The 22,016-nt window shown below is 62.1% G+C and carries 14 protein-coding genes and 1 tRNA gene; 11 read left to right on the top strand and 4 right to left on the bottom strand.

The genetic code is table 11. From position 1 onward, the window contains the following. Positions 1-589: 589 nt before the first annotated feature. The 11 genes from Q0K02_RS03860 (at position 590) to Q0K02_RS03810 (ending at position 18,513) form a co-directional block, all read left to right on the top strand. Positions 590-1,408 carry a YMGG-like glycine zipper-containing protein gene (locus Q0K02_RS03860; protein ID WP_294485249.1) on the top strand — a complete coding sequence of 273 codons (819 nt, stop codon included), beginning with the start codon at positions 590-592 and terminating at the stop codon, positions 1,406-1,408. Between the two features lie 125 nt (positions 1,409-1,533). Next, positions 1,534-2,655 (top strand): hypothetical protein, encoded by a 1,122-nt coding sequence (locus Q0K02_RS03855; RefSeq protein WP_294485247.1) that lies wholly within the window; start codon positions 1,534-1,536, stop codon positions 2,653-2,655. Continuing rightward, on the top strand, positions 2,652-4,907 hold the full coding sequence (locus tag Q0K02_RS03850; protein ID WP_294485245.1) for a hypothetical protein: 2,256 nt from the start codon (positions 2,652-2,654) through the stop codon (positions 4,905-4,907). Before Q0K02_RS03855 ends, Q0K02_RS03850 begins: the two co-directional genes overlap by 4 nt. 15 nt (positions 4,908-4,922) lie before the next feature. Next, on the top strand, positions 4,923-8,195 hold the full coding sequence (locus tag Q0K02_RS03845; RefSeq protein ID WP_294485243.1) for a virulence factor SrfB: 3,273 nt from the start codon (positions 4,923-4,925) through the stop codon (positions 8,193-8,195). A gap of 39 nt (positions 8,196-8,234) precedes the next feature. Further along, the gene (locus tag Q0K02_RS03840) at positions 8,235-10,916 is read left to right on the top strand and encodes a virulence factor SrfC family protein (protein ID WP_294485240.1); all 2,682 of its coding nucleotides are present in this window, start codon (positions 8,235-8,237) and stop codon (positions 10,914-10,916) included. A gap of 23 nt (positions 10,917-10,939) precedes the next feature. Further along, on the top strand, positions 10,940-12,190 hold the full coding sequence (locus Q0K02_RS03835; protein WP_294485238.1) for a hypothetical protein: 1,251 nt from the start codon (positions 10,940-10,942) through the stop codon (positions 12,188-12,190). A 7-nt stretch (positions 12,191-12,197) separates the two neighbouring features. Next, positions 12,198-14,189: a vWA domain-containing protein gene (locus Q0K02_RS03830; RefSeq protein ID WP_294485236.1), complete on the top strand. Its 1,992-nt coding sequence runs from the start codon at positions 12,198-12,200 to the stop codon at positions 14,187-14,189. Further along, positions 14,189-14,920, top strand: a complete 732-nt coding sequence (locus Q0K02_RS03825; RefSeq protein WP_294485233.1) for an ATP-binding cassette domain-containing protein — start codon at positions 14,189-14,191, stop codon at positions 14,918-14,920. Before Q0K02_RS03830 ends, Q0K02_RS03825 begins: the two co-directional genes overlap by 1 nt. Further along, complete coding sequence (locus Q0K02_RS03820; RefSeq protein ID WP_294485231.1) at positions 14,920-16,146, top strand: FtsX-like permease family protein; 1,227 nt, start codon at positions 14,920-14,922, stop codon at positions 16,144-16,146. Before Q0K02_RS03825 ends, Q0K02_RS03820 begins: the two co-directional genes overlap by 1 nt. Positions 16,147-16,164: 18 nt before the next feature. After that, positions 16,165-18,021, top strand: coding sequence for an SUMF1/EgtB/PvdO family nonheme iron enzyme (locus Q0K02_RS03815; RefSeq protein ID WP_294485230.1), 1,857 nt, complete (start codon positions 16,165-16,167; stop codon positions 18,019-18,021). A 3-nt stretch (positions 18,022-18,024) separates the two neighbouring features. Further along, a complete protein-coding gene (locus tag Q0K02_RS03810) occupies positions 18,025-18,513 on the top strand; it encodes a DUF2569 family protein (RefSeq protein WP_294485228.1) in 489 nt (162 codons plus the stop codon). A 529-nt stretch (positions 18,514-19,042) separates the two neighbouring features. On the opposite strand, the gene Q0K02_RS03805 is transcribed toward Q0K02_RS03810, so the two are convergent. The 4 genes from Q0K02_RS03805 to Q0K02_RS03790 all read right to left on the bottom strand — a co-directional run bounded on the left by Q0K02_RS03805 (position 19,043) and on the right by Q0K02_RS03790 (position 21,995). Continuing rightward, a tRNA-Phe gene (locus Q0K02_RS03805) sits at positions 19,043-19,118 on the bottom strand. A gap of 219 nt (positions 19,119-19,337) precedes the next feature. After that, complete coding sequence (locus Q0K02_RS03800) at positions 19,338-20,186, bottom strand: amidohydrolase family protein (protein WP_294485226.1); 849 nt, start codon at positions 20,184-20,186, stop codon at positions 19,338-19,340. Positions 20,187-20,414: 228 nt separating this feature from the next. After that, complete coding sequence (locus Q0K02_RS03795) at positions 20,415-21,023, bottom strand: flavodoxin family protein (protein WP_294485225.1); 609 nt, start codon at positions 21,021-21,023, stop codon at positions 20,415-20,417. Positions 21,024-21,050: 27 nt separating this feature from the next. Beyond that, positions 21,051-21,995, bottom strand: coding sequence for a glycyl-radical enzyme activating protein (locus Q0K02_RS03790; RefSeq protein WP_294485223.1), 945 nt, complete (start codon positions 21,993-21,995; stop codon positions 21,051-21,053). Positions 21,996-22,016 lie beyond the last annotated feature (21 nt).

The raw sequence follows: 22,016 nt of genomic DNA, 5'->3' as shown, positions 1-22,016 counted from the left end.
GGAGGTCGCCCGGACAGGCGAGGCAAACAGAAGACGCAGCCGTTGTTTTTGATGCGTCGTTGCAGACAAACGCAGGGGCATATGCGTTCGACGCTGCGGGGCGCGCTTTTCCTCTTCTGACGGAAAAGGTGGTACAGATATTATTTTTTACTGTTATATCAATATGTTAATGATGTATAAACAAAAGATGCCGCTAAAATTCCGACAGGGATGCGACAGAATATTGTCTGCATTGAGGAGCAATGCACGAGGATGATCTCTGATACTTTGGAGAAAACAGGGGAAATCGGATGCAGTTCGGCGTCGCATGCCGAAAAAAAATCCTGTTGCCTCTTGACCGGTTCTGTTCGCAGGGATTATAAAAAGGCAGTTGGTCCGAAAACTTGCGGATTTCGCAGGGATCAGATGTTTTTATATTTCATTAATATAATTAAATTGGTGAATTATATGATTTCTTATAAAAAACTCCGCAATTCGTTTTTTAAGCCATCTGCAGGACTCGCTGCGCGATCTGCTTGTTCGGTAGGGCTCTGTTCCGCAGGGGGACAGGGCTCTTGCGTTTAAATGATTGGTTTTTGAGGAGGTTTTTATGAAAATGTCCAAAGCCCTGGTGTGGGCTGTGTCTGTAGCGCTGACCTTTTCTCTGGTCGGCTGCGGTCCCAAGCAGACGGCTCCCGTCTTTCAGGCGCAGTATTATCCCGAGTGCTATGATCCCATAGCCAAGCTGTGCAAGGATCAGGACAACACGCAGGAAGTGAAGGGCGCGGCCACGGGCGCGGTGCTCGGCGCGCTCGGCGGCGCGGTGATCGGCGGCATTGCCAAGGGCGACTGGAAGGGCGCTGCGGTTGGTGCGGCGGCCGGAGCCGTGGCCGGCGGCATGGTGGGCTTTTTCCAGGCCCGCCTGAGCAAGATCAGCGACAGAAACGAACGTCTGGCGGAATACCAGAAGATACTCGGCGAGAACGCCAGAGACTGGGATATTGAACGCGCGTCCGTGGAAAGAGCCTACAAGTGCTACAGCGATCAGATCGTGGCTCTGCGCAAGGCGGCCAAGGCGAAGAAGATTTCCAAGGAAGACTTCCTTGCCCGCATGAAGGAAATCCAGGCCGGCATTGAGAACATCAATACCTACTGGGCCGGCAGCCAGACCAGAATGGACGAACGTCTTGCCGACGGTGAATCGTTCATCAAGCAGCAGGAACAGGAAGATCAGATGCTGGCCAAGGCCAAGCAGCGCCAGGCCAAGAAGGATCTGCAGAAGATCCGTTCCGCGACGAACAGCCAGAAGACCAAGGTGCAGAACGACGCCAACCGCGTGAACAAGGCCAAGGGCCAGACCGAAAAGGAATATCAGGATGCGATGGCGTCCGTGGATCAGCTTTTCGGCGTGGCTGGCAAGCTCGCCTGATCGAGATTCCGGGAACCGAAAGCCGAAAGGCGCGGCGTTATGGTCCCGTCCGGAACACCGGACGGGACTTTGGGCGTATTGCAGAAAGGGTCGTCTGCCAGGCCCGCATCATTAAGGATTGAGTCATGGGAAACAATTACATCACGACAACGGAGAGGAGCGGCCTGACCGTAGCGCAGGTGGGCGGCAACGATATTTACAGAATGCTGCATCAGATTCGGAGCATTCTGGAGCTCGACGGCAAGCTTGGCGAGGATTACCTGTCGCTGTTTGCCGAGCCTGTGGACGGCGGACGCACCATTGACTGGTATGCCGACGAAGAAGGCAAGGCCGTGCGCGTGATGGAGCTTCCCCGTGAGGAGCGGCAGCAGGTGCTGCAAAGGTTCCGGGAAATGTTTGAGTCTCTGCACGACTACGCGGAGGGACTGCGTTCGGAAACCCGGAGTCAGACGTATCGCAACTATGCGGACATTCTGGAAAAAGCGGTGCTTGTGCCGGGAATCGAATACCTGTACGCGGTGAACGGAAAGCCGGTTCTGGTGGGCTGGGGATTTTCCGAAGGCGACAGCAGCGTGGTTGAGGAAGGCAGAAAGCTCATCAAGCAGATAGAGAAGACCATAGCCGAAGACAAGGCGCAGACGCAGCCCGCGCCTGTGCCGACGCCGGCGGCCATGCCCTTTGCCGTGCCCGAGGAGGAGAAGCCCGAGCCGGAACCTGCTCCGCAGCCCGCGCCCGAGCCGAAACCGGAACCTGCGCCGAAGCCGGAGCCTGCGCCTGCCCCGCAAGTGAAGAAGGAGCCGGAAAAGAAGTCGTCGAAGCTGCTTCCCATTGTGGCGGCGATCGTGGTGCTGCTGATTGCGGCTGCGGCGTGGTTCTTCATGAATCAGAAGGACGAGCCTGCGCCGGACACGTCGTTTGCGTTTTTGAAGGGCGACATGAAGGCCGACGGCGTGCTGGCCAACGAGAACAACGAGAACGTGAATCTGCGTCTGAACTTTCCCGGCGAGGACGGCAGGGGCACGAGCTACGTGACCGAACCCTCGCAGACCTGCGAAGGCACGGTGGCGGCCAAGCACGGCCCGGGCAACACGGTGGTGTTCGAGATGAGCGAGATGGTGTGCCCGAACGGCAACAATTATCATCCGTTTTCTCTGGTGTGCGTGAAGGGCGAGAAGTCCTGCACCGGCACCAACAGCAACGGCGAGTCCTGGCATATTGAAATCAATGTCGGAGGAGGTGCGCAATGAGCGCGTTGTGGAAGTCCATAGGCTGCGCCGTCGTGGCCGCGTCGCTGATCATGCCTGCTCCGGTGTTTGCCAACAGTCTGCGTCTGGCCTCGAAGGGCGGGGCGCAGGAGCAGGCCGCGCAGGAATCGCAGCCCGATGCGGGCGGCGAGGTGTCCGAGGCGCTGAAGTCGGCGGAAGCGGCGCAGCAGGCCGCGGAAGCGGCGAACAAGGCTGCGGAGGAAGCGCAGAAGAGCGCTGAGGAAAAGCAGAGCGACGCGGCGCGCCGGGCGGCGGAAGCGGCAAGGCAGGCGGCCGACGAGGCCGGAAGCTCGGCCGAAGACGCGCAGAAGGCGGCGGCCGCGGCGAAGAAGGCCGGAGAGTCCGGCCGTGCCGATGCGGCAAAGAAGGCCGCGGAAGAAGCGGCGCAGGCTGCCGAAAAGGCGCAGAGTGCGGCGCAAAAGGCGCAGAGCTCCGCGAATGATGCGGCGCAGGCCGAAGAAGGCGAGCCGCTGGTGCTGCCTTCCGAAAAGGACGACGCCCAGTCCGGCAAGGCTGATGCAAGTGACGGCTCCGATGCGAAGAATGCGGCCGACGAGGCCGACGCGCAGAAGGGCGCCGACGCGAAGAGTGCGGAAGGCGCTCAGGCTGCCGCCGAAGACGCGGCGAAGCAGGCCGCGCTCGACGCCGTGACCGGACTTCGCCCCGGCGACAAGCGCAGCGACGTGAAGGGCGAGCCGCTGGTCATTCCCGAAGGCGCGGAAGATGCGTCGTTCCTTGCGGGCGACTGGAGTTTCGACCGCATGTTCGTGCGGCCGGACGGCGGCAGACTGCGCGCGGATTTTTCCTTTGACGGAAACGGACGCGGCGTTGCCGCGTTCACCGATGACAAGAACGTGCGGCACACGGCCGAGGCTGCGGCTTCGATGAGCGACGGCGTGCTCAAGATTCAGACCACGCCCTACACGAATCCCGAGTCCTCGCAGGTGTACTATCCCGAATTCATGGAATGCGAAAACAGCGACGGCGCGGCGCTGTGCCGCGGCACGGACGGCTTTTCCGCCTGGGAAGGCGAACGCCTGATGGGCGAGCCCTCGAAGAAGGCCTCTTCGAGCCGCGCGGACAAGGCGGCCTCGGCCGGCGGCGCAAAGAAGAGCGCGGCCCGTCAGAGCGCCGGTCAGAGCGCTTCTTCCGGCGCAGGCGCGCAGCAGTACGCCGAGCTTTCCTCCGGCGGCGCGGAACTTCCGCCCGTGGTCATGGAACAGGCCGAAAAGGCCCGCGCGACTTCCGGTTCCGACCCAGTGTCCGCGCTGGAAGGCGACTGGCGCTTCAGTCGCGATCTGGCCCGCAAGAGCGACGGTCAGAGCGTGGCTCTCGAATTTCATTTCGACAAGAACGGACGCGGCTACTCGGTGATCCGCGACGGCTCCGGCAAGGACTTCAAGGCCGACGCCGAGGCCGGCAGCATGCCCGACGGCTCCCTGCGCGTGAAGACCGACGCCTACGACAACGGCAGCGGTCAGGGCTACTATCCCACGTTCATGGAATGCCGCAAGGGCGCGTCGTCCGAGCTCATGTGCGACGTGTCCAACGGCTGGACGCGCGTGGAAGACGGACAGCTCGTGTCCAAGGATTCTCTGGATCAGCAGGAACGCCAGCTGAATATGGAAGAGCTGCTGCCCGTGGCTCCCGAAACTCCGGGCGCAGCCTCCGCGGACAAGGCCGCCTCTTCGGCGCAGGCGGATTCCGGTCAGGCGGCGGGCGGCAACGTGGACATCGCAGGCATGCTGGCCCAGCTTTCGGACAACAGCGCGGCCGCGTCGAGCAAGATGTCCGCAGCGGCGGAGAGCCGCAGCGCCGCGTCGAAGGCGTCGTCGTCGAAGTCGGCCTCGTCCTCGTCTTCGCGGGGCAGCGCGCTTTCGCTGCCGCCCAAGGACGACACCATGTCCTTCCTTGAAGGGCACTGGCGCTGCAACACCGGGCTTGCCCGCGTGACCGACAATCAGCCTGTGGTGGTGGAGTTCCGCTTCGACAAGAACGGCAAGGGCACGGCCGCGGTGCGCGAGCTCTCGGGCCGCCGCTACGACGCTTCCGCCCACGCCACCTACAAGAAGGGCGTGCTGCGCATCAATACGTCCGATTTTCGCGCGAAGGACAACAGATCCGGCTATCACAAGAGTTACATCGAGTGCTACGACCAGGGCGGTCAGGCACTCTGCAACGGCAAGAATGGCGGCATCAGCTGGTACGGCGCGTCGTTTATCCGCCTGAAGTAGAAGGAGATCCTGGTCATGCATCAAATGCCGGAATATAAGGACACGGTAAGTCTCATCCCTTACGGGCTGCCGCAGTTTCTCGATTTCGAGCTGCCGCCCGAAAAGGCGCGCAAGATAAAGAAAACCTTTGTGGAGCAGGAAGTCTCCCTGCCCGACGGCGGCGCACAGAAAGACGGAGAAAGCGTGCAGCTGTGCGAGCTCATGGAAGATCCCGAAGAAGGCTACCTGCTCAATCCCGACGGACGGGGCGAGTACCTCGGCGAGGACTACTACACCGTGCAGGCCGAAAAGCATTTCGGGCCGTGGCTCGGCAAGTGGCTGCCCGTGCCGTTCTTCCGGCATTCCGGCGACGTTCACGACGACGGCCTGCCGCGCTTCCGCTCCGGCCCCACCAACTGGGCCCGCGCCTACGTGACCCGCGTGCCCTCGGCCGCCGATCCTGAAATATTCAACTGGCGCGTGGTGCTGGCCTTCGACATGCAGGTGGAAGAGCCGCAGAACGGCCGTCACGCCGCGCTCTCGCCCGACGACGTCACCGCCCGCGCCGTGTGCTCCCTCGCCGACCGGGAACGCGACAATTCCTGGTTCCTCACCGAGGGCTGGGTGGACGGCTGGCTCCATTCGCTCTGGGAGGACTACTTCCTCGACAGGGCCCACAGAAACGAACGCCCCCGCTGCATCGGCGAGAAGGAAAACCATCTGGACTATCTGGCGTCCTATCTCGTGTATCTGCAGTTTCTTCAGGCGGCCATCGGCCATCTGAACGTGCGCATCGTCAACCTTTCCGGCACGCAGGACAAGGCATCGGATTCGCAGTCCACCGACACCATCGACGTGGATCTCATTCTCGACATCGGCAATTCCCGCAGCACCGGCATTCTGGTGGAGAATCAGCCGAGCAAAATCACCGATCTCAACGACAGCTACCGCCTGCAGCTGCGCGACCTGAGCCATCCCGAAAACTTCTACGCCGAACCCTTTGAAACGCGCGTGGAATTTTCCAAGGCCGATTTCGGCTCCATGGCCTTCAGCAAGCGTTCCGGCCGCCGGAGCAACGCCTTCACCTGGGTGTCGCCCGTGCGCACCGGCCCGGAAGCCAGCCGTCTGGCCGGTCTTTCCTCCAACGCCGAAGGCACCTCGGGCATGACCAGTCCCAAGCGATACCTCTGGGATCAGGACAAGTCGAGCAATCTCTGGTACTTCAACCGGGCCAACGTCACCGACAGGGAGGAACTCGTCTCCTCGAATTCCATCTGCCGCTACCTGAACAACGAAGGCACGCCCGTGAGCTGCGTGCGCGAGCTCAATCCTACCGGCGAGGCTCCGGCCGCCAAGAGCTACCTCGCCAACCTGTTCAACGCCACGCTCCCCGGCTGCCGCAATCAGGACGCGCTGCCCGCCAACCAGCCGCGCTTCTCCCGCTCCTCCATGATGATGTTCCTGTTCATGGAACTCATTCAGCAGGCGCTCGTCACCATCAACTCGCCGGCCCAGCGCTATCGCCGTCCGTATCCCGACATGCCTCGCCGTCTGCGCAGCATCATCTTCACGGTGCCGCCGGGCATGCCCTTTGCCGAACAGCGCATCTACCGCCGCTGGGCCTACGCCGCCGTGAACATTCTCTGGGAGGCCCTCGGCTGGAAGAAGATATTCTACGCGGAACCGCCTTCCGGCAAGGGCGGACGCCTCCGCGCCGCCGACGGCGGCACGCGCGACTTCCGCATGAATCCCGAAATCCGCTGCCGCTGGGACGAGGCCACCTGCACGCAGCTCGTGTACCTGTACAACGAAATCAACCGCAACTATCAGGGCGACGCGCATCTCTTCTTCGAGAGCATGGGCCGTCTGCGCACTGTTCCCCAGGAATTCGCCCCCGCCCAGACCGAAGTGAAGCCCACCCTGCGCGTGGCCACCATCGACATCGGCGGCGGCACCACGGATCTTTCCGTGACCACCTACGTGCTCGCCAACGACAAGTCTTCGACGAACCGCATCTGGCCCAAGCAGGAAATGCGCGACGGCTTCAACTTCGGCGGCGACGACGTGCTCAAGACCGTGGTTTCCGACATCGTGTGCCGGGCCATCATGGAAGGCCTCGTGAAGCGCGGCGTGGAAAAGAGCGCCGCCGACATGGCCATCCGCGACATGTTCGGCAAGAAGAGCGACAACACCCGCGTGCAGAACAACCGCATTCAGTTCCTGCGTCAGGTGGCGCTGCCCATCGCCTACGAAATCCTCGCCGAGTACGAGAAGAAGGATCTGCACGACGTGTCGGGCGAAATCAACGTGTCGGTGCGGTCGCTGTTCCGGGGCAAGGACGGCGCAGGCTCGGGCATCGGCGCGGCGCAGCCTCAGCAGTCCGTGGTGGACTTCTTCAACGAAACGCTTCAGACCCGCTGCGGCATCGCCATCGACGTGATGGACATGGAACTCAACGTGCGCTGCTCCGAAGTGGACAAGGCCGTGAGCGGCAGCGTGAGCGCCGTGCTCAACGGCATGGGCGAGGTCATAAGCGCCTACGACTGCGACGCGCTGCTGCTGACCGGCCGCCCCTCGTGCTGGAACGCGGTGGTGCGTCAGGTGTTCGCCATGCTTCCGGTGGCCCCCGACCGCGTGATTCCCATGCACACCTACCGCGTGGGACCGTGGTATCCCTTTGCCAACAACACGGGCCGCATCACCGATCCGAAGACCACGGTGGTCACGGGAGCCATTCTCTGCGCGCTTGCGGAAAACAGCATTGAAGGCTTCGTGTTCGATTCGAGCCGTCTGGAGCTCAAGAGCACCGCGCAGTACATCGGCGAACTCGACGTGCAGGGCTCGCTCTCGCGCGAAAAGGTGTGGTTCCCGAACCTGCATCCCGACAAGGCCAGGGGCGAGGACAAATACACCAAGGTGGTGGAATTCAGCGCGCCCATCACCATAGGCTTCCGTCAGCTTGAGGTGCCGCGCTGGACGGCCACGCGCTGCTGGCGCATGGAATTCGCCGACGAGGAGGCCCGTCACGCGGCGCAGGGACACACGCCCTACGAGGTGAAGGTGCAGTTCGTCATTCCCGAGCAGGACGAGGGGCTCGACGACATTCCCGAAACCGGCCGCGACATCAAGGCCAAGCTGGACGAACCGCAGATCGACTACAGCGATCCCGAAGCCGTGCAGGAACGCCGCATGAACGGCGGACAGATGGAACTGGTCCGCGTTCCCGGGCGTCCGGTGCGGATTCTTCTGCGCACGCTGGGCAAGAAGGACGAGGAAGGCTGCTGGATGGACACCGGCATTCTGTTCTGACGCCCCTATCGAAAGCACATTTGAAAAGGAAGCCTTTTTATGGATAAGGATACGATTGTTGCCGAGGCCAGACGCCTTACCGACGCGGCGGAACAGGCCCAGCAGTGGATAGCGCGCAACGAGGAGCGGGTGCGTTCGTGCGGCAAGTCCAGGGAAGACGTGCTCGCCAAGCTGCGCCAGCAGGCAAGGCTGCTGCGCAAGCTCGGCCGCGCCGCGGAACGCAAAATGTGCGCGGGCGTGTTCGGACCGAGTCAGGCGGGCAAGTCCTACCTGCTCTCGTCGCTCGCCCGCGATGAAAACAAGGAAGTGCGCTGCGCCTTCGGCGATCAGACCTACGACTTCCTCCGGGATCTGAACCCCGGCGGAAACAAGGAATCCACGGGTCTCGTCACGCGCTTCACCATGACGCCCCCGGCCAACATGCCGGCGGGGTATCCGGTGCATGTGCGCCTGCTCTCCGAAACCGAGCTCGTCAAGATTTTCGCCAACTCCTACTTCTGCGACTGCGACCACAAGGAAAAGGTGGACAAGACCGCCATTCAGGCCGCGGTGTCGTCCCTCAAGGAACGCGCCGGGCAGCCGTGCGCGCACATCACGCTCGACGTCATGGAGGAGCTGCGCGAATACGTGAGCAATTCCTTCGGCGGCATGAGCCGTGCGGCCGCGCTCGAAGAAGTGTACTGGCGCGACGCCATTGCGCTTGCCCCGCGCCTTTCCCTCGACGACCGCGTGAAGCTCTTCGGCATCATCTGGGACGGCATTCCGGAATTCAACGACATGTTCCAGGCGCTCTCTTCGGATCTGGCGCGTCTCGGCAACGCCGAGGAGGCGTTCTGCTCCATGGACGCGCTCGTGCCCCGCGAGGCGAGCATCATCGACGTGGACACCCTCGGCCGCACGGACTTCTCGCTCTCCCACGTGAGCGGCGAAGTGCAGATGTGTACCCCCGAAGGCCGCAAGGCCGCGGTTTCGCGCAAGAACGCCTCGGCCGTCATTGCGGAGCTCACCCTCGTGATGACCCACAAGCCCGCCGACTACTTCGATCACACCGATCTTCTGGACTTTCCGGGCTACAAGGCGCGTCTGGAATGTTCGGACATCCGCGACTACCTGCACAAGGGCCGCGCCGACAGCGCGGTGGAACAGTTCTTCCGCCGCGGCAAGGTGGCGTACCTGTTCCAGCGCTACAACGCCGAGCGCGAGCTGACGAGTCTGCTTCTGTGCGTGGCCACCACCGACAACACGCCCGGCCTGCCCGCCGCCGTGGAGGAATGGATCACCGCCACCCACGGCAAGACCCCGGAAGACCGCGTTCACGCCAAGACCGCGCTGTTCTACATTCTCACGAAGTCGGATCATCACTTCGAGGAGAAGAGCGGCGCCAAGTTTGAAACCCGCTGGGACGACGTGGTGAAGGGCGTGTTTCTCGGCCACTTCTCCGGAGCGTACAGTCAGAACACCCGCTGGGTGGAGGAATGGACGCCGAATCAGCCCTTCAACAATCTGTACATGCTGCGCAACGTGAACATCCGCTGGGACAACATGATGACCTACAACGCCGAGGGCCGGGAAACGGGCGTGCGCGAGGACAAGGAACAGTATCGCGACGAGCTGCGCAAGGCGTTCATTGAATCGGCGCTGGTGCAGCGTCATTTCCGTTCGCCGGCCACGGCCTTCGACGAAATCATGAATCCCAACGACGGCGGCATCGAGCACATCAAGCGCTGCCTCCAGCCGCTGTGCGATCCCAATCTCAAGCTCGGTCAGATATCCAACGCCCTCTATGCCGCGAGACAGACGCTCTACGCCACGCTTGCGCCGTTCTATCATTCCGGCAATCAGGAGGAGGAGCTCAAGAAGAAGATGGCGCTGTTCGGCCGCTTCGGCAAGCTGTTCATGAATCCGAACTTCCAGGAACGCTTCCCCGAACTGCTGAACAACTTCAAGATTTCTCCCGAGCAGCTCTACTATCTGTACAGCGAGGCGGAACGCAGCTACGACGAATATCGGGAGTCGTCGTTCAGCATGCCGGAGGAGGCGGAAAGCGCGCCGGAAAGCGATTCTCTCGACATGTCGGAGGTCGATCCTCTGGACTTCTTCGACGAGCCCGCGCCTGCCGCGCCCGGCAAAAAGGAACCCTCGCCCGCGGACAAGGACGAGCTTTCGTTCTACGCCGAGCGCATCATCGAGGCGTGGAGCATGCGCATGCGCGCGCTTGCCGACACCACGGAATGCACGAGCTACTACCTGTTCCCGAAGACCATCTTTCTTGCGGTGCTCGACGAGTTCGACGCGGCCGTGGCCCGTCTGAACATCGAGGGGCGTCTGGAAAGCAAGTTCCGGGAAATCGCCCAGCCCGTGGACGTGCCCAAGGAAAGCAAGATACGCAAGCAGGCGAGCTACGCCATAGGCGTGCTCAACGATTTCGTAAGCTGGATGGGCAAGAAGCCCGCGGAAAGCAACGAATCGCAGCGCGTGGTGAACTATCGGGGGCAGAACGTCACGGTGTTCCGCGACAAGCCGCAGATCACGGGATATCCCGTGCTGCCGGAAACGTTCAAGCCTTTCGTGAAGCAGTGGTACAAGGACTGGCTCACCACGTTTTACGGCATGCTGGTGGACAACGTCACCTTTACCGACGGGCTCAGGATCAATCTTGAGGAAAACGCGAAGCTCGGCAGGATCATCAATCAGATTAACGGGGAACAGGCAAGCGCATGAGAGCGGAATTTACACAGGACGGAATGAATCAGGGCTATGCCCGGGTAACGCTGACGCGGGAAGCAGGCGACGCCGCCTTTTACGAAGAGGGCGACAGCATTGCGCTGGGGCATTTTTCGGGAAACGGGTGCGAGTATCTGTGCGTGAGCGGGAACAAAAACTGGAGCGGCGCGCCGGAAGCGCTGGCTCTGGAAGTGAAGCCCGAAGTGCAGGGCGAGAGCGTGTCGTTTGAGCTCCAGCCCGCCTATGTGGACAGCATGCCCGACGGCACATATCGCGTCTGCCTCATGGGCGCGGACGGGCGCGTAAAGGCGGAAAACAGTCACATGCCCGCCTACAGTATAGCCTGGTCAGAGATGGAAGGCACGAGCACCATCAAGGATTACCGCCTTGAGGAAGCCCGCCTCCGCGAAGAAGAGGAGGCCGCGCGCCGAAAGGAACGCGAAGAGGCGGAACGGCGCAGAGCTGAGGAAGAGGCGGCAAAGGCCGCAAGCGCGGCGGAAGCCGGATCTTCCGAGGAGCTGCCCTCGCTTGACGCGGGCGGCAGCGCGCCTGAGGCCCCGCAGGGCAAGAGCCGCGCGCCGCTCATTGCGACGGCCGTGGTGGTGGCGCTTCTTGCGGCCGGCGGCGCGTATTTCATGACGCAGGGCGGCAGCGAGCCTTCCGCCGAGCAGGCCGAGCAGGACAAGGCGGCGCAGGAAAAGGCCGAGGCCGAGAAGAAGGCCGCGGAAGAAGCCGCCCGTGCCGAAGCCGAAAAGAAGGCCGCCGCGGAAAAGCAGGCGGCCGAGGAAGCGGCGAAGGCCGAAGCGGAAAAAGCTGCTGCTGAAAAAGCCGCGGCGGAAAAGGCGGCTGCGGACAAGGCTGCGGCCGAAAAGGCTGCCGCGGAGAAGAAGGCCGCGGAAGAGGCGGCCATGCGCGCCGACGCCAGGGGACGCGTGGCCTCGTTCTTTGCCGGGGAACGCAATCCCGAGGCGGCCATGAAGCTTGCGGGCGAACTCGACGCCGACACGCCGGAACAGCAGGACGCCATTTTCCGCCTGTACTACTACGCTGCGGGCGAAGACAATGCGCAGGCCGCGCAGCGCTATGCCGAATGCGTGGATCCCTCGCGTCCGGCGTGGGGCAGCATCAGCAAGGACGGCGCGGAAGCCTGGTACTATTACGGCAAGTCGCCCGACGGGGAAAAGGCCCGCGCCTCTCTCAAGGCCTGGACGGAAAAGGCCGCGGCCGAAGGCAACGCCGAGGCGGCCGCCTGGCTCAAGGACATGAAGTAGGTTTCCCATGAAGCATGTTATTGCAGCATCCATGTTGTGCGCGCTGACGCTTTTCGCGCCCTGCCTTGCGCAGGCCGAGCAGCCTCTCGTGCAGGAAGGCAAGACCACGGTGTTTCAGCGCGTGGTGTCGCATCCCGGGGCAAAGCTCTACAGCGACGCCTCGGCCTCCAAGGTGGTGGGCAATCCGCGCACCTTCACTTCCTATTACGTGTACGCCCGGCAGAACGACATGCTGCGCGTAGGCGTGTCCTCCACCGGTTCGGACGGCTGGCTCAAGATCTCCGAAACCACCGAATGGCCGCAGGCCATCACCATGGTGTTCACCGATCAGATGGGGCGTCAGCCGGTGCTGTTCTTCCGCAGTCACGACGCCATCGTGGATCTGTGCACGGCCGACAGCATCAAGGACACCGTGGCGCAGTACGTGGAGCTCTTCAACACGCCCGGCGCGCGCAAGCCCGCGGATCTGCCGGTCATTGCCGCCGAACCCATGGAAAAGGACGGACAGGTTTCGCAGAAGAACTTCTATCTTCTGCCCGTGCTCTCCACGGACGATCAGTTCAAGGACAGCGGCACGCAGCTTCTTCAGGTGGCCTGCATCGATCCCGGCGTGCAGAAGGATCCCGAAAAGGACGCCGACAAGGAAAAGGCCAAGGGTTCCGACGGCATGACCACGGGCATCGTGTTCATCATCGACACCACGAAGTCCATGAAGCCCTACATCGATCAGACCCGCGAAATCATCCGCACGGTGTACGACAGACTCCAGAAGTCGCCCGCCAAGGACAAGGTGGCCATTGCCGTGGTGGCGTTCCGCAGCAACGTGGAAAAGCGCCCGGCCACCGAGTACAACACGCGCATCGTGAGCGATTTCGCCACGGTGGAGGAGCGCTCGTCGCTGGAGCGCATGCTCGATCAGGTGGAGGAATGTCAGGCGTCCACCCACGCCTTCGACGAAGACTCCCTTGCCGGCGTGAAGGAGGCCGTGGATTCCTTGAGCTGGAACCGCGTGGACGCCAAGACCATGCTGCTCATCACCGACGCCGGGCCTCTTGCGGGGAGCGATCCCACGTCGAAGACCGGCATGTCGCCGGAAGGCATGGCCGACTACCTGCGCACGAACAAGATATTCCTCACGGCCGTTCACGTGAAGACGCCCGCAGGCAAGAAGGATCATTCCTACGCGGAAGAGAGCTACCGCGCGCTTTCCATGTTGAGCAACAACCGTTCGAGCTACATTCCCATCAACGCGCCCACGCCCGCGGAAGGCGCGCGTCAGTTCCAGGCCGTGGGCAAGCTCATTGCCGAAACCTACTGCAACATTGCCGAACAGCAGCTCAAGGGCGGCATGCTGAACAAGCCCAAGACGCAGGATCTGCCCAAGTCCGCCTCGCCGGAAGAGCGGGCCCGCCGCACGGCCGAGGCCATCGGCTACGCCATGCAGCTTCAGTTCGTGGGCGACAACCGCGGCACCACGGCTCCGCAGGTGGTGAGCGCCTGGATTGCCGATTCCGACCTCACGTCGCTGGAAGAGAATCCCAACGGCGCGCCCGTGCCTGCGGTGTATCCGGCGGTGCTGCTCACCAAGCTGCAGCTCAGCCAGCTGCGCAAGCAGCTCAAGCTCATCATTTCCACGGCCGAAGAGGCGTTTTTGCAGGACAGCGAACACTTCAACTTCTATGAACAGCTCATATCGGCGGCCGCGCAGATGAGCCGCGACCCGTCGAGCTTCAACAAGGATCCGGAAGCGAACCTCGCCCAGAAAGGCGTGCTGCTCGAAGTGCTGGATGGCCTTCCCTACAAGAGCCAGGTGCTGCGCCTGCGTCAGGAGGACTGGACCGACATGAGCACCGGTCAGCAGCAGGAGTTCATCCGTCGCCTCAAGGGGCTCGTGCGCCGCTATGAGGAATACGACCGCGACAACACCCACTGGGAGGGCTTCGGTTCCCCCAACACCAACGAATGGGTGTACCGCGTGCCGCTGGACATGCTGCCGTAATGATAGCGCATCTTGAAAACGTGACCAAACAGCGCGACATGGGGGCGGGCTACCGCCTCCATATCCGCCGTTTTTCCGTGCAGGAAGGGGAGAGCATCGCCATCACCGGGCCGAGCGGCTGCGGCAAGAGCACCACGCTCGACCTTCTGGGCATGGTGCTGCGTCCCGACGAGGCGGAAACCTTCGTTTTTTCCTTCGACGGCAAAGAGGCGGACGTCGCCGGACTGTGGAGCCGGGGCAGAACCGACGCGCTCACGGATCTGCGCCGCCGTCACCTGGGCTACGTGCTCCAGACGGGCGGCCTCTTTCCCTTCCTGACCGTGGAGGAAAACGTGAAGCTCACGGCGCTTGCCGCAGGCATGGAGCCCGTGCAGGCCGCAAAGCGCGCCGACGCGCTCATGGAACGCCTAGGCATCGCCAGGCTGCGCCGCGCGGAGCCTGCGTCGCTGTCCATAGGCGAGAGGCAGCGCGCGGCCATCGCCCGGGCGCTTGCGCCGCAGCCGCGCCTTCTGCTCGCCGACGAACCCACCGCCGCCCTGGATCCCGGACTCTCCCGCACGGTCATGAAACTGTTTCTCGACGTGGTGCGGGAAAGCGGCTCGTCGGTGGTCATGGTGTCGCACGACGTGTCCCTCGTGCATGAGTTCGCCTTCCGCGAAGTGCCCGTGGTCGTGCGCAGCGAAGGCGATCACTTGAGCGCCTTTCTGGACGATCAGGCCGGAGGTCGCTGATGTTCCGTCTGCTGTTTTTGTCCCTGCGTCTTGCCCTGCGCGACTGGCTGCACGAACGCAGCCTCTCCTTCTGCGGCGTGCTCGCCCTGGCCAGCATGCTTGCGCCGCTGCTCGTCCTGCACGGGGTGCACATGGGCGTCATCGAGCGCCTCAGGGAAAATCTCATGCGCGATCCCGCCGTGCTGGTACTCATTCCTTCCGGGGGGAGCGGCGCAGGCTTTGAGGAAGACTTCATCCGCAAAGTCGCCGAGCAGCCCGGCTGCCGCTTCTGCATCGGCCGCACCCGCGACGTGGCTTCCGAACTGCAGCTCTCGGCGGGCGAGCGGCGGCAGACCGTCACCCTGGAAGCCTCGGCCCCGGGCGATCCCGTGCTTGAGGACTACGGCGCCTCTTCGCCGAAATCCACGCCGGAGCGCTTTGAAATCGTGCTTTCTTTCAGCGTTGCCGACAGGCTCAAGGTTGCGCCCGGAGACACGGTTTCGGCGTCGCTCGGGCGGCGGCTTTCGTCGGGGCAGTTCCAGCGACGTGCGCTGGAATTCGTGGTGACGGGCGTGCTTCCGCCCTCGGCCACGGGCATGGACACCGCCTTCGTGGACATGAACACCCTCACCGCCGTGCAGGATTTCCGCGACGGCGTGAGTTCCGATCTTCTGGGCTTTGAAGGCGATCTGCCGCCGGCAGAGGCGCGGCACTTTGCCTCGTTCCGCGCCTACGCCCGCTCGCTCGACGACGTGGAACCCCTCGAAGACTGGTTTGAAGCGCAGCATGTGAGCGTCAAGACGCGCTCGCGCGACATCGCCAACATCAGGAGCATCGATTCCACGCTCTCGTCGGTCATCATGCTCATTGCGCTTGTCGCCTGTGCGGGCTTTTTTGCGTTCATGGCAAGCACGGCGCAGGCGGCCGTGCGCCGCAAGTGGAAGCTCATGGGCATGCTGCGGCTCATCGGCTTCACGCGCTCGTCGCTGCTGGCGTATCCCGTGGCGCAGGCCATGGCCACCGGAGCCGCGGGCAGTGTGCTGGCCTTCGCCTTTTACGGCGCGGCGGCGCATGCCGTGGACATGATGTTTTCCGCGCAGACCGGGGGAGAAGCCATCTGCACGGTTTCGCCCGCGTTTTTCGCGTTCACGTTTCTTTGCGTGCAGCTTCTGGCCGTGCTGGCTTCGCTGCACGCCGCCGTGCGGGCTTCGGCCATCGAGCCGTCGGCGGTCATCAGAGAGTTGTAGAGAGTTCGGGGGTATGTCATGCTGAAAAGAACGGTCATTGTTTCCATGCTTGCTGCGGGGCTTCTTCTGTTGCCCTCCGTGGGCGAAGCCGCGCTCAAGTCCGCCAGGAAGGAAGCCGCTCAGGCGGCGGATCCCGCGGCCCTCTGCAATCCCCGGCCCGCGCCCGACGATCTGGAACTGCCCATGCCCTGCGGCATGAAAATGGTGCTGCGGCCCGTGGCCATTCCTGTGAACGGCCTTCTCGGCGATAAGTCCTTCAACATGGGCCTGAGCTCCACCGACGAAAACCGCGGCTTCTACGAAAAGCGTCGCACCGCGCACGTGAGCGCGCCGTTCCGGCAGGAAAATCTGCCCGCGGCCTGGGCGGGCAGACTTCCCGCCGATGAAAAGGACGCCTATTGCTATTACTTCATCGGCAAGTACGAAATCACCAACGCGCAGTGGGCCGCGGTCATGGACGGCGCTGCGGTCACGGAAAAGGGCGATCTGCCGAAGAGCGACATTTCCTGGTATGATCTTCAGGAATTTCTGCGCCGCTACAACGAATGGCTGCTCTCCGAACACGCGGGCGACGTGCCCGCCATCGACGGCGTGCCGGGCTTCTTCCGCCTGCCCACGGAAACGGAATGGGAATTCGCCGCGCGCGGCGGCAATCTGCCGCCGGAAATGGAAGTGGACAACGACTTCATGCTCGGCGACGGCAAAACCGTGGAGGACTACGCGGTGTTCGGCTCGCGCTACGAGAACCCTCTGCCCGTGGGCTCGCGCATGGCAAACGCGCTGGGCATTTACGACATGGCGGGCAACGTGGCCGAACTTGTGCAGAGCGGATTCCGCTTCACCATTTCCGACAGTCTGGAAGGGGGAGGGCACATCCGTCGTCTGCACGGCGCGGAAGGCGGTCTGCTGGCCAAGGGCGGCAGCTTCCTCTCCGGCGATGAAAAGGACGTCTATCCCGGCAAGCGCGTGGAAGTGCGCATGTTCCAGAAGGAGCGCGACGGCAGGTTTCAGCCCTACAGCACGCGCTCGCTGGGCGCGAGAGTGGTGCTCGCATCCATCAACATTCCGGGCATGGGCCGCGCCGAGGCCATCAGCAAGGAAGATGAGCGCCTGAGCGGCAGCGCCGCCTCCGCAGAAAAGGCGGCCGAAGCGCCCGCGACTGAAGTTGCGCAGGCTCCGCAGGCTGCGTCCGAGGCCGCGCCCGCCGCAGACGAGGCGAAAAGCGCCGCAAAACCTGCTTCCCGCGGGGACAGACTGGTCACCGTCAAGCTGGACGGCGATCCGCTCAAGGAACTGGAAAAGATCTACGCGGCCACGTCGTCGCCGTTCGTGAAGAGCAATCTGGATCAGTTCCGCGACCTGCTCAAGGACGTGAACGCCTCGCTGGCGCGCGAAAGAGACGCCAATCTGCTGAGCTCGCTGCGTTCGGCCGTGTACAAGGCAGACTCGCTGTCGAACATCGCGTTCCGCTGCTATCAGCTCGACTTCACGCTTCGGGACGTGAAGCGGAAGATTCCCAATCTGCCCGCGGACAAGGAACGGCAGATGCGCGAACAGATTCTCGAACACTACAAGAATCTGGAAGTCTCCACCAACTTCTACCGGCTCAGCGTGAAGGAAATTGCGGCCTATCCGCGCAAGGACGTGGAAAACAAGATTCTTCAGCTGCGCAAGGAATACGTGGGCGACGACCGCCTCAACACCAACTTCCGCAACAATCTCGCGGCATTTGCCGAGCACGTGGAATTCGCCAGGTCGCAGGGCACGAGCCGCCTCACCAACAAGATGGTGTGGAACAAGATCATACCTTCCAAGGAAATGCTTTCGCTGCTGGACAAGCTTGGCAAGGAAATGAACAAAAAGAAGGGGAGATAGCTCATGGGCGGAAATGCGGGAGCCGGGCGGGAGCCGAAACGCGGCATCGGCGGATGGTTGCTGGTCTATGTCGTGCTCACGGCCCTGGGCATAACGTTCACGCTGCTGCGAAGCCTGATGGATCTCTCGTCGGCGATGCATCCCGTGCTGTGGCGCTGCGAGCTTGTCGCCGCGCTGCTCACCTTTGCGTGGTATCTCACCTACGCGGCGGCGCTGTATCGTCTGGTCAGGCTGAAACCGGGAGCCGTGTCGAGCATCAAGACCATGATCGCTCTCACGCCCGTGTTCAGTGCGAGCCTGCCGTTTGCGTACTCGGCCGTGCTGACGCTGTCCGTGCCGGGGGCGTCGCTTCTGCAGGTGCTGCTCGCTGTCTATTCCTCCCCTTCGCTTTGGGGAACTCTCGTCGGCATGGCTGTTGTGGCGTTCGTGTGGCATCGTTATTTCTCGGTTTCCGAGCGCGTGCGCAACACCTGGCCGGAAACGCGCTTCTAAGGCGTTTCTCGCATCATTCCTTTCTTCCTTTTTGCCTGAGAGAGGCTGCGGCGGCTTTGGCCGTCGCAGCCTCTCGGCGTCTGGTCGGCGGAGTGCGCCGGAAGTGCCTTTTGGCAAGGTGCGTTGGGCAGGCGAGCCGCAAAGAGGGGAGGCGTGACAGCAGGAGCGGGAAGCGCGCAGGGGAAAGAGCCGCAGGGGGCACGCCCGGCCCGAAGAGCATGGGAGAGCTGGAGCGCGACAGGAGCGGGCGAGCGTGAGGCGGCGCAGGGGAAAGGGGAGTGCCCGGCGCAGTCATGACACCATAGCTCGCGTGGAGGGCAGTCCGGGGCAGGCGGGTGCTCAGAGGGGAGGGGGGGACGGGGAGAAGAGAATATGAGGAGCAGAGGCGTTCGGGAGGAAAACTCGCCTTCTGCGGACGGGCAAAGACGTTCCGGCAGTCCCGCCCGGAGAGGCGCGCTTCGGAAAGGTGTTCCCGTGCGCTCCCTGCGGGAAAACAAAAAGCCCGGAACAATGTTCCGGGCTCGAAATATGGTGCCGAGGGACAGAATCGAACTGCCCACACGGGGATTTTCAGTCCCCTGCTCTACCAACTGAGCTACCTCGGCGCGACGAAAGATTCGTATAGGAAGGCTCCGCGTTTGGCAAGAGGCAACAGCTGTTATTTTGTGGAAAAATACGGAAAAGGTGCTGTTGCGGATTCCGTCCGGAGGGGCGGAAAACCGTTCGGGAGAGGTGCATGGCTGCAGAGCTTTTCACGACGAAAGGCGCTGTTTCCTCCGTGCCGCTCCGTCATGCCGCAGCGCCTGCGGACGGCGGAACGACCCTTACCATATGCGGTTCAGCAGTCTTTCCGCGTTGCCGTGGAAGAATTTTTCCAGATGCCGTTCGGAAAATCCGAAGCGTTCCACGTCGTGCACAGCCTGCTCCATGTTGTAGCAGGGATAGGCGGAGCTGAAGAGCACCCTTTCTCCGTCAAGCCAGCGCATGGCCTCGGCGTACATCTGATTGCCGGGGGCGTCGGGATTCATCATGTAGATGTCCGGCAGCAGCCACACGTTGGGGCAGACAAGACAGACCTGAAAGACATGGGGAATCCAGGGATAGCAGCTGTGGGCCAGCACTATCTGCAGATCAGGAAAATCCTGGGCCACATGCTGCACGGCCGTGGGATTGGAATAATCCAGATTTCCTTGGAAGAAGCTCATGGTCAGTACGACGGGAAGTCCCGCCTTTTCGCAGCGGGAATAAACGGGATACAGTACATTGGCGTCGGCATGTCGGGGTGGCATGAAATAGGCCGGTTCCATGGCAACGCCCTTGAATCCCATATCTATGCAGCGCTCAAGCTCATCCATGGCTGCCGAAATGCCACGGGAGACGTCCAGACTGCCGAAAGGAATGATCTTGTCGGGAAATTCCATGGCAAGGGCATGGATGTCGTCGTTGCTGACGGATGCTGTATCGTCGGGAACCTGTCGACCAATGGCCACGCCTTTTTTTATACCGGCCTTATCCATTTCTTTCCAGAACAGATCCATGGACCGCTCTTCGGCCGAACGGCTGGGAACGGCGTGATGTTTCTGGGGCGCCGATTCATTGCAGACGGGATGAAATATGCCGAGTCTGGTGAAGCTCCGGTAGGGAGGCCGCAGACGAAAATCCAGAATTTCCATAATAACCTTCCGTGTGAAATATTGAAGACAGAGAAAATGCGGACGCCTCGGAGGCTGGCTGGAGGCGATGCGTGATTCCCGTACAAGGAGATGCCGCAGAAACGCGGCGGAAAATCACTTCGTCATGCTCGTCCCGCGTGAACGGACAGTGTCCGACAGAAGAGAGGGCCTGCCGGAACCCTGAACGGATGCCCCGGCAACGAGTCGTGCATCGCGGACGCCGAGTCGTCAGGCGAGATTCTTCGTGGCGTCGAGCCTTCTGACGAGTCGCGCCACAGCTCGTCCCAGCTCCTCCGCATAACGGAGGCCTCCGGCATCCTGTTCCACGTCTCCGGGCTGAAGCCCGGTGGCCACGGGCCAGTAGCTCACGCCCGGAACGATCATCTGAACATTGAAGAACATGCTGTGCATCTGCTGAATGGCATTGACGCCGCCGGTGAACGCATGACAGGCAAGCGCGCCGCCCACCTTGTTCTTCAGAGAACCTTCGAGGTTGCCTGCACGGAGTCTGGCTCTGGCAAGATAGGTGGCCCGGTCGAGGAATATCTTCATTTCGCCCGTGACGCCCCAGATATAGGTGGGAGAGGCCAGAATGATGCCGTCGGCCTCCTTCATTTCCGCATACCAGGCGTTCAGAGGATCATTTTTTATGATGCACTCTTCTCTGTCGTTTTTTCGGCACGCATTGCATCCCCGGCAGGGCTGTATGCCGCTGCCTCCGAGCTGAATGAACCTGGTTTCCACTCCTTCGGCTTCCACTGCGGCGAGACAGCGGCGAAGCAGTGCGGCCGTATTGCCGTTTTTCCTCGGACTTCCATTGAAGGCCATGACTTTCATGAGTGCTCTCCTTTTCTGCATGAACGATCAATGTTCGTTGACCAGTCGTTCCCCCAGAAGAGAAGCTGCCACACCGACCAGGTGTCGCATTTTTTCTCCGGGAAGCGAGACATTGCCCATGGGATAGGGCCTGCTCAGCATGGCATACTTGTTGGCCCCGAGACGGTGATACGGAAGCATTTCGTAGCGGACCGACGGGGAAAGCCGTTCCACAAAGCAGGCAATGGCCGTTATGGCCTCATCGGTATCGTTCACGCCGGGAATGACCGGCGTTCTGATCAGAATGTCGAGATGCGGACGACGCTGCGCCAGCGTACGGATATTCTCCAGAATCAGCGCATTGTCCACGCCCGTATGCCGTTTGTGCATTTCGGCATCCATGTGCTTGATGTCGCAGATCACGGTATCGAGATGTTCTGCGATGTTTTCAAACGTCTCGTAGCGGCAGAAGGCCGTGGTTTCCACGGCGGTATTGATATAGCGGCGTTCCGCCTGCCGAAGCAGCGCAAGCAGAAAGTCCGGCTGCATGAAGGGTTCGCCGCCGGAAACCGTAAGGCCGCCTTCCGAACGTGCATGGAAATCACGTTCGCTTTCCACAATATTCATCACCTCCGCCACGCTCATGCGCTCGCCGAAAAGAAACATCGCCTTCGACGGGCATACTCCGCGGCAGGGGCGGGCACACGAGTCGCTGCACAGATTCCGATCGAGCACGGGCTTGCCGTCCACGCCTGCGGAAAGCGCTCCCCGCGGGCATATGCCTATGCAGTCTCCGCACTTGTCTGTTCCCATGCACAGCGTGTTCTTGACCACAAGCTGGGGACGGGATTCCTGCGATTCGGGATTGCTGCACCATGCGCAGCGCAGCGGACAGCCTTTAAGAAAGACCAGCGTGCGGATGCCCGGTCCGTCGTGAATGTTGAAGTTCTGAATGTTGAAAACATATCCTGAAGTGGTCAGATCACTGTTCATGCCGCGGGCTCCGTGGCTGCC

This window comes from uncultured Mailhella sp. (assembly GCF_944324995.1).
Lineage (GTDB): Bacteria > Desulfobacterota > Desulfovibrionia > Desulfovibrionales > Desulfovibrionaceae > Mailhella.
This window is presented reverse-complemented; position numbering and strand designations above follow the sequence as displayed.

Bases quoted from the DNA above. Each gene is read 5' to 3' on its own strand.
- Q0K02_RS03795 (WP_294485225.1), bottom strand. From the start codon at position 21,023: ATGAAAGTCATGGCCTTCAATGGAAGTCCGAGGAAAAACGGCAATACG.
- Q0K02_RS03845 (WP_294485243.1), top strand. From the start codon at position 4,923: ATGCATCAAATGCCGGAATATAAGGACACGGTAAGTCTCATCCCTTAC.
- Q0K02_RS03840 (WP_294485240.1), top strand. From the start codon at position 8,235: ATGGATAAGGATACGATTGTTGCCGAGGCCAGACGCCTTACCGACGCG.
- Q0K02_RS03815 (WP_294485230.1), top strand. From the start codon at position 16,165: ATGCTGAAAAGAACGGTCATTGTTTCCATGCTTGCTGCGGGGCTTCTT.
- Q0K02_RS03810 (WP_294485228.1), top strand. From the start codon at position 18,025: ATGGGCGGAAATGCGGGAGCCGGGCGGGAGCCGAAACGCGGCATCGGC.
- Q0K02_RS03860 (WP_294485249.1), top strand. From the start codon at position 590: ATGAAAATGTCCAAAGCCCTGGTGTGGGCTGTGTCTGTAGCGCTGACC.
- Q0K02_RS03790 (WP_294485223.1), bottom strand. From the start codon at position 21,995: ATGAACAGTGATCTGACCACTTCAGGATATGTTTTCAACATTCAGAAC.
- Q0K02_RS03825 (WP_294485233.1), top strand. From the start codon at position 14,189: ATGATAGCGCATCTTGAAAACGTGACCAAACAGCGCGACATGGGGGCG.
- Q0K02_RS03820 (WP_294485231.1), top strand. From the start codon at position 14,920: ATGTTCCGTCTGCTGTTTTTGTCCCTGCGTCTTGCCCTGCGCGACTGG.
- Q0K02_RS03800 (WP_294485226.1), bottom strand. From the start codon at position 20,186: ATGGAAATTCTGGATTTTCGTCTGCGGCCTCCCTACCGGAGCTTCACC.
- Q0K02_RS03855 (WP_294485247.1), top strand. From the start codon at position 1,534: ATGGGAAACAATTACATCACGACAACGGAGAGGAGCGGCCTGACCGTA.
- Q0K02_RS03850 (WP_294485245.1), top strand. From the start codon at position 2,652: ATGAGCGCGTTGTGGAAGTCCATAGGCTGCGCCGTCGTGGCCGCGTCG.
- Q0K02_RS03835 (WP_294485238.1), top strand. From the start codon at position 10,940: ATGAATCAGGGCTATGCCCGGGTAACGCTGACGCGGGAAGCAGGCGAC.
- Q0K02_RS03830 (WP_294485236.1), top strand. From the start codon at position 12,198: ATGAAGCATGTTATTGCAGCATCCATGTTGTGCGCGCTGACGCTTTTC.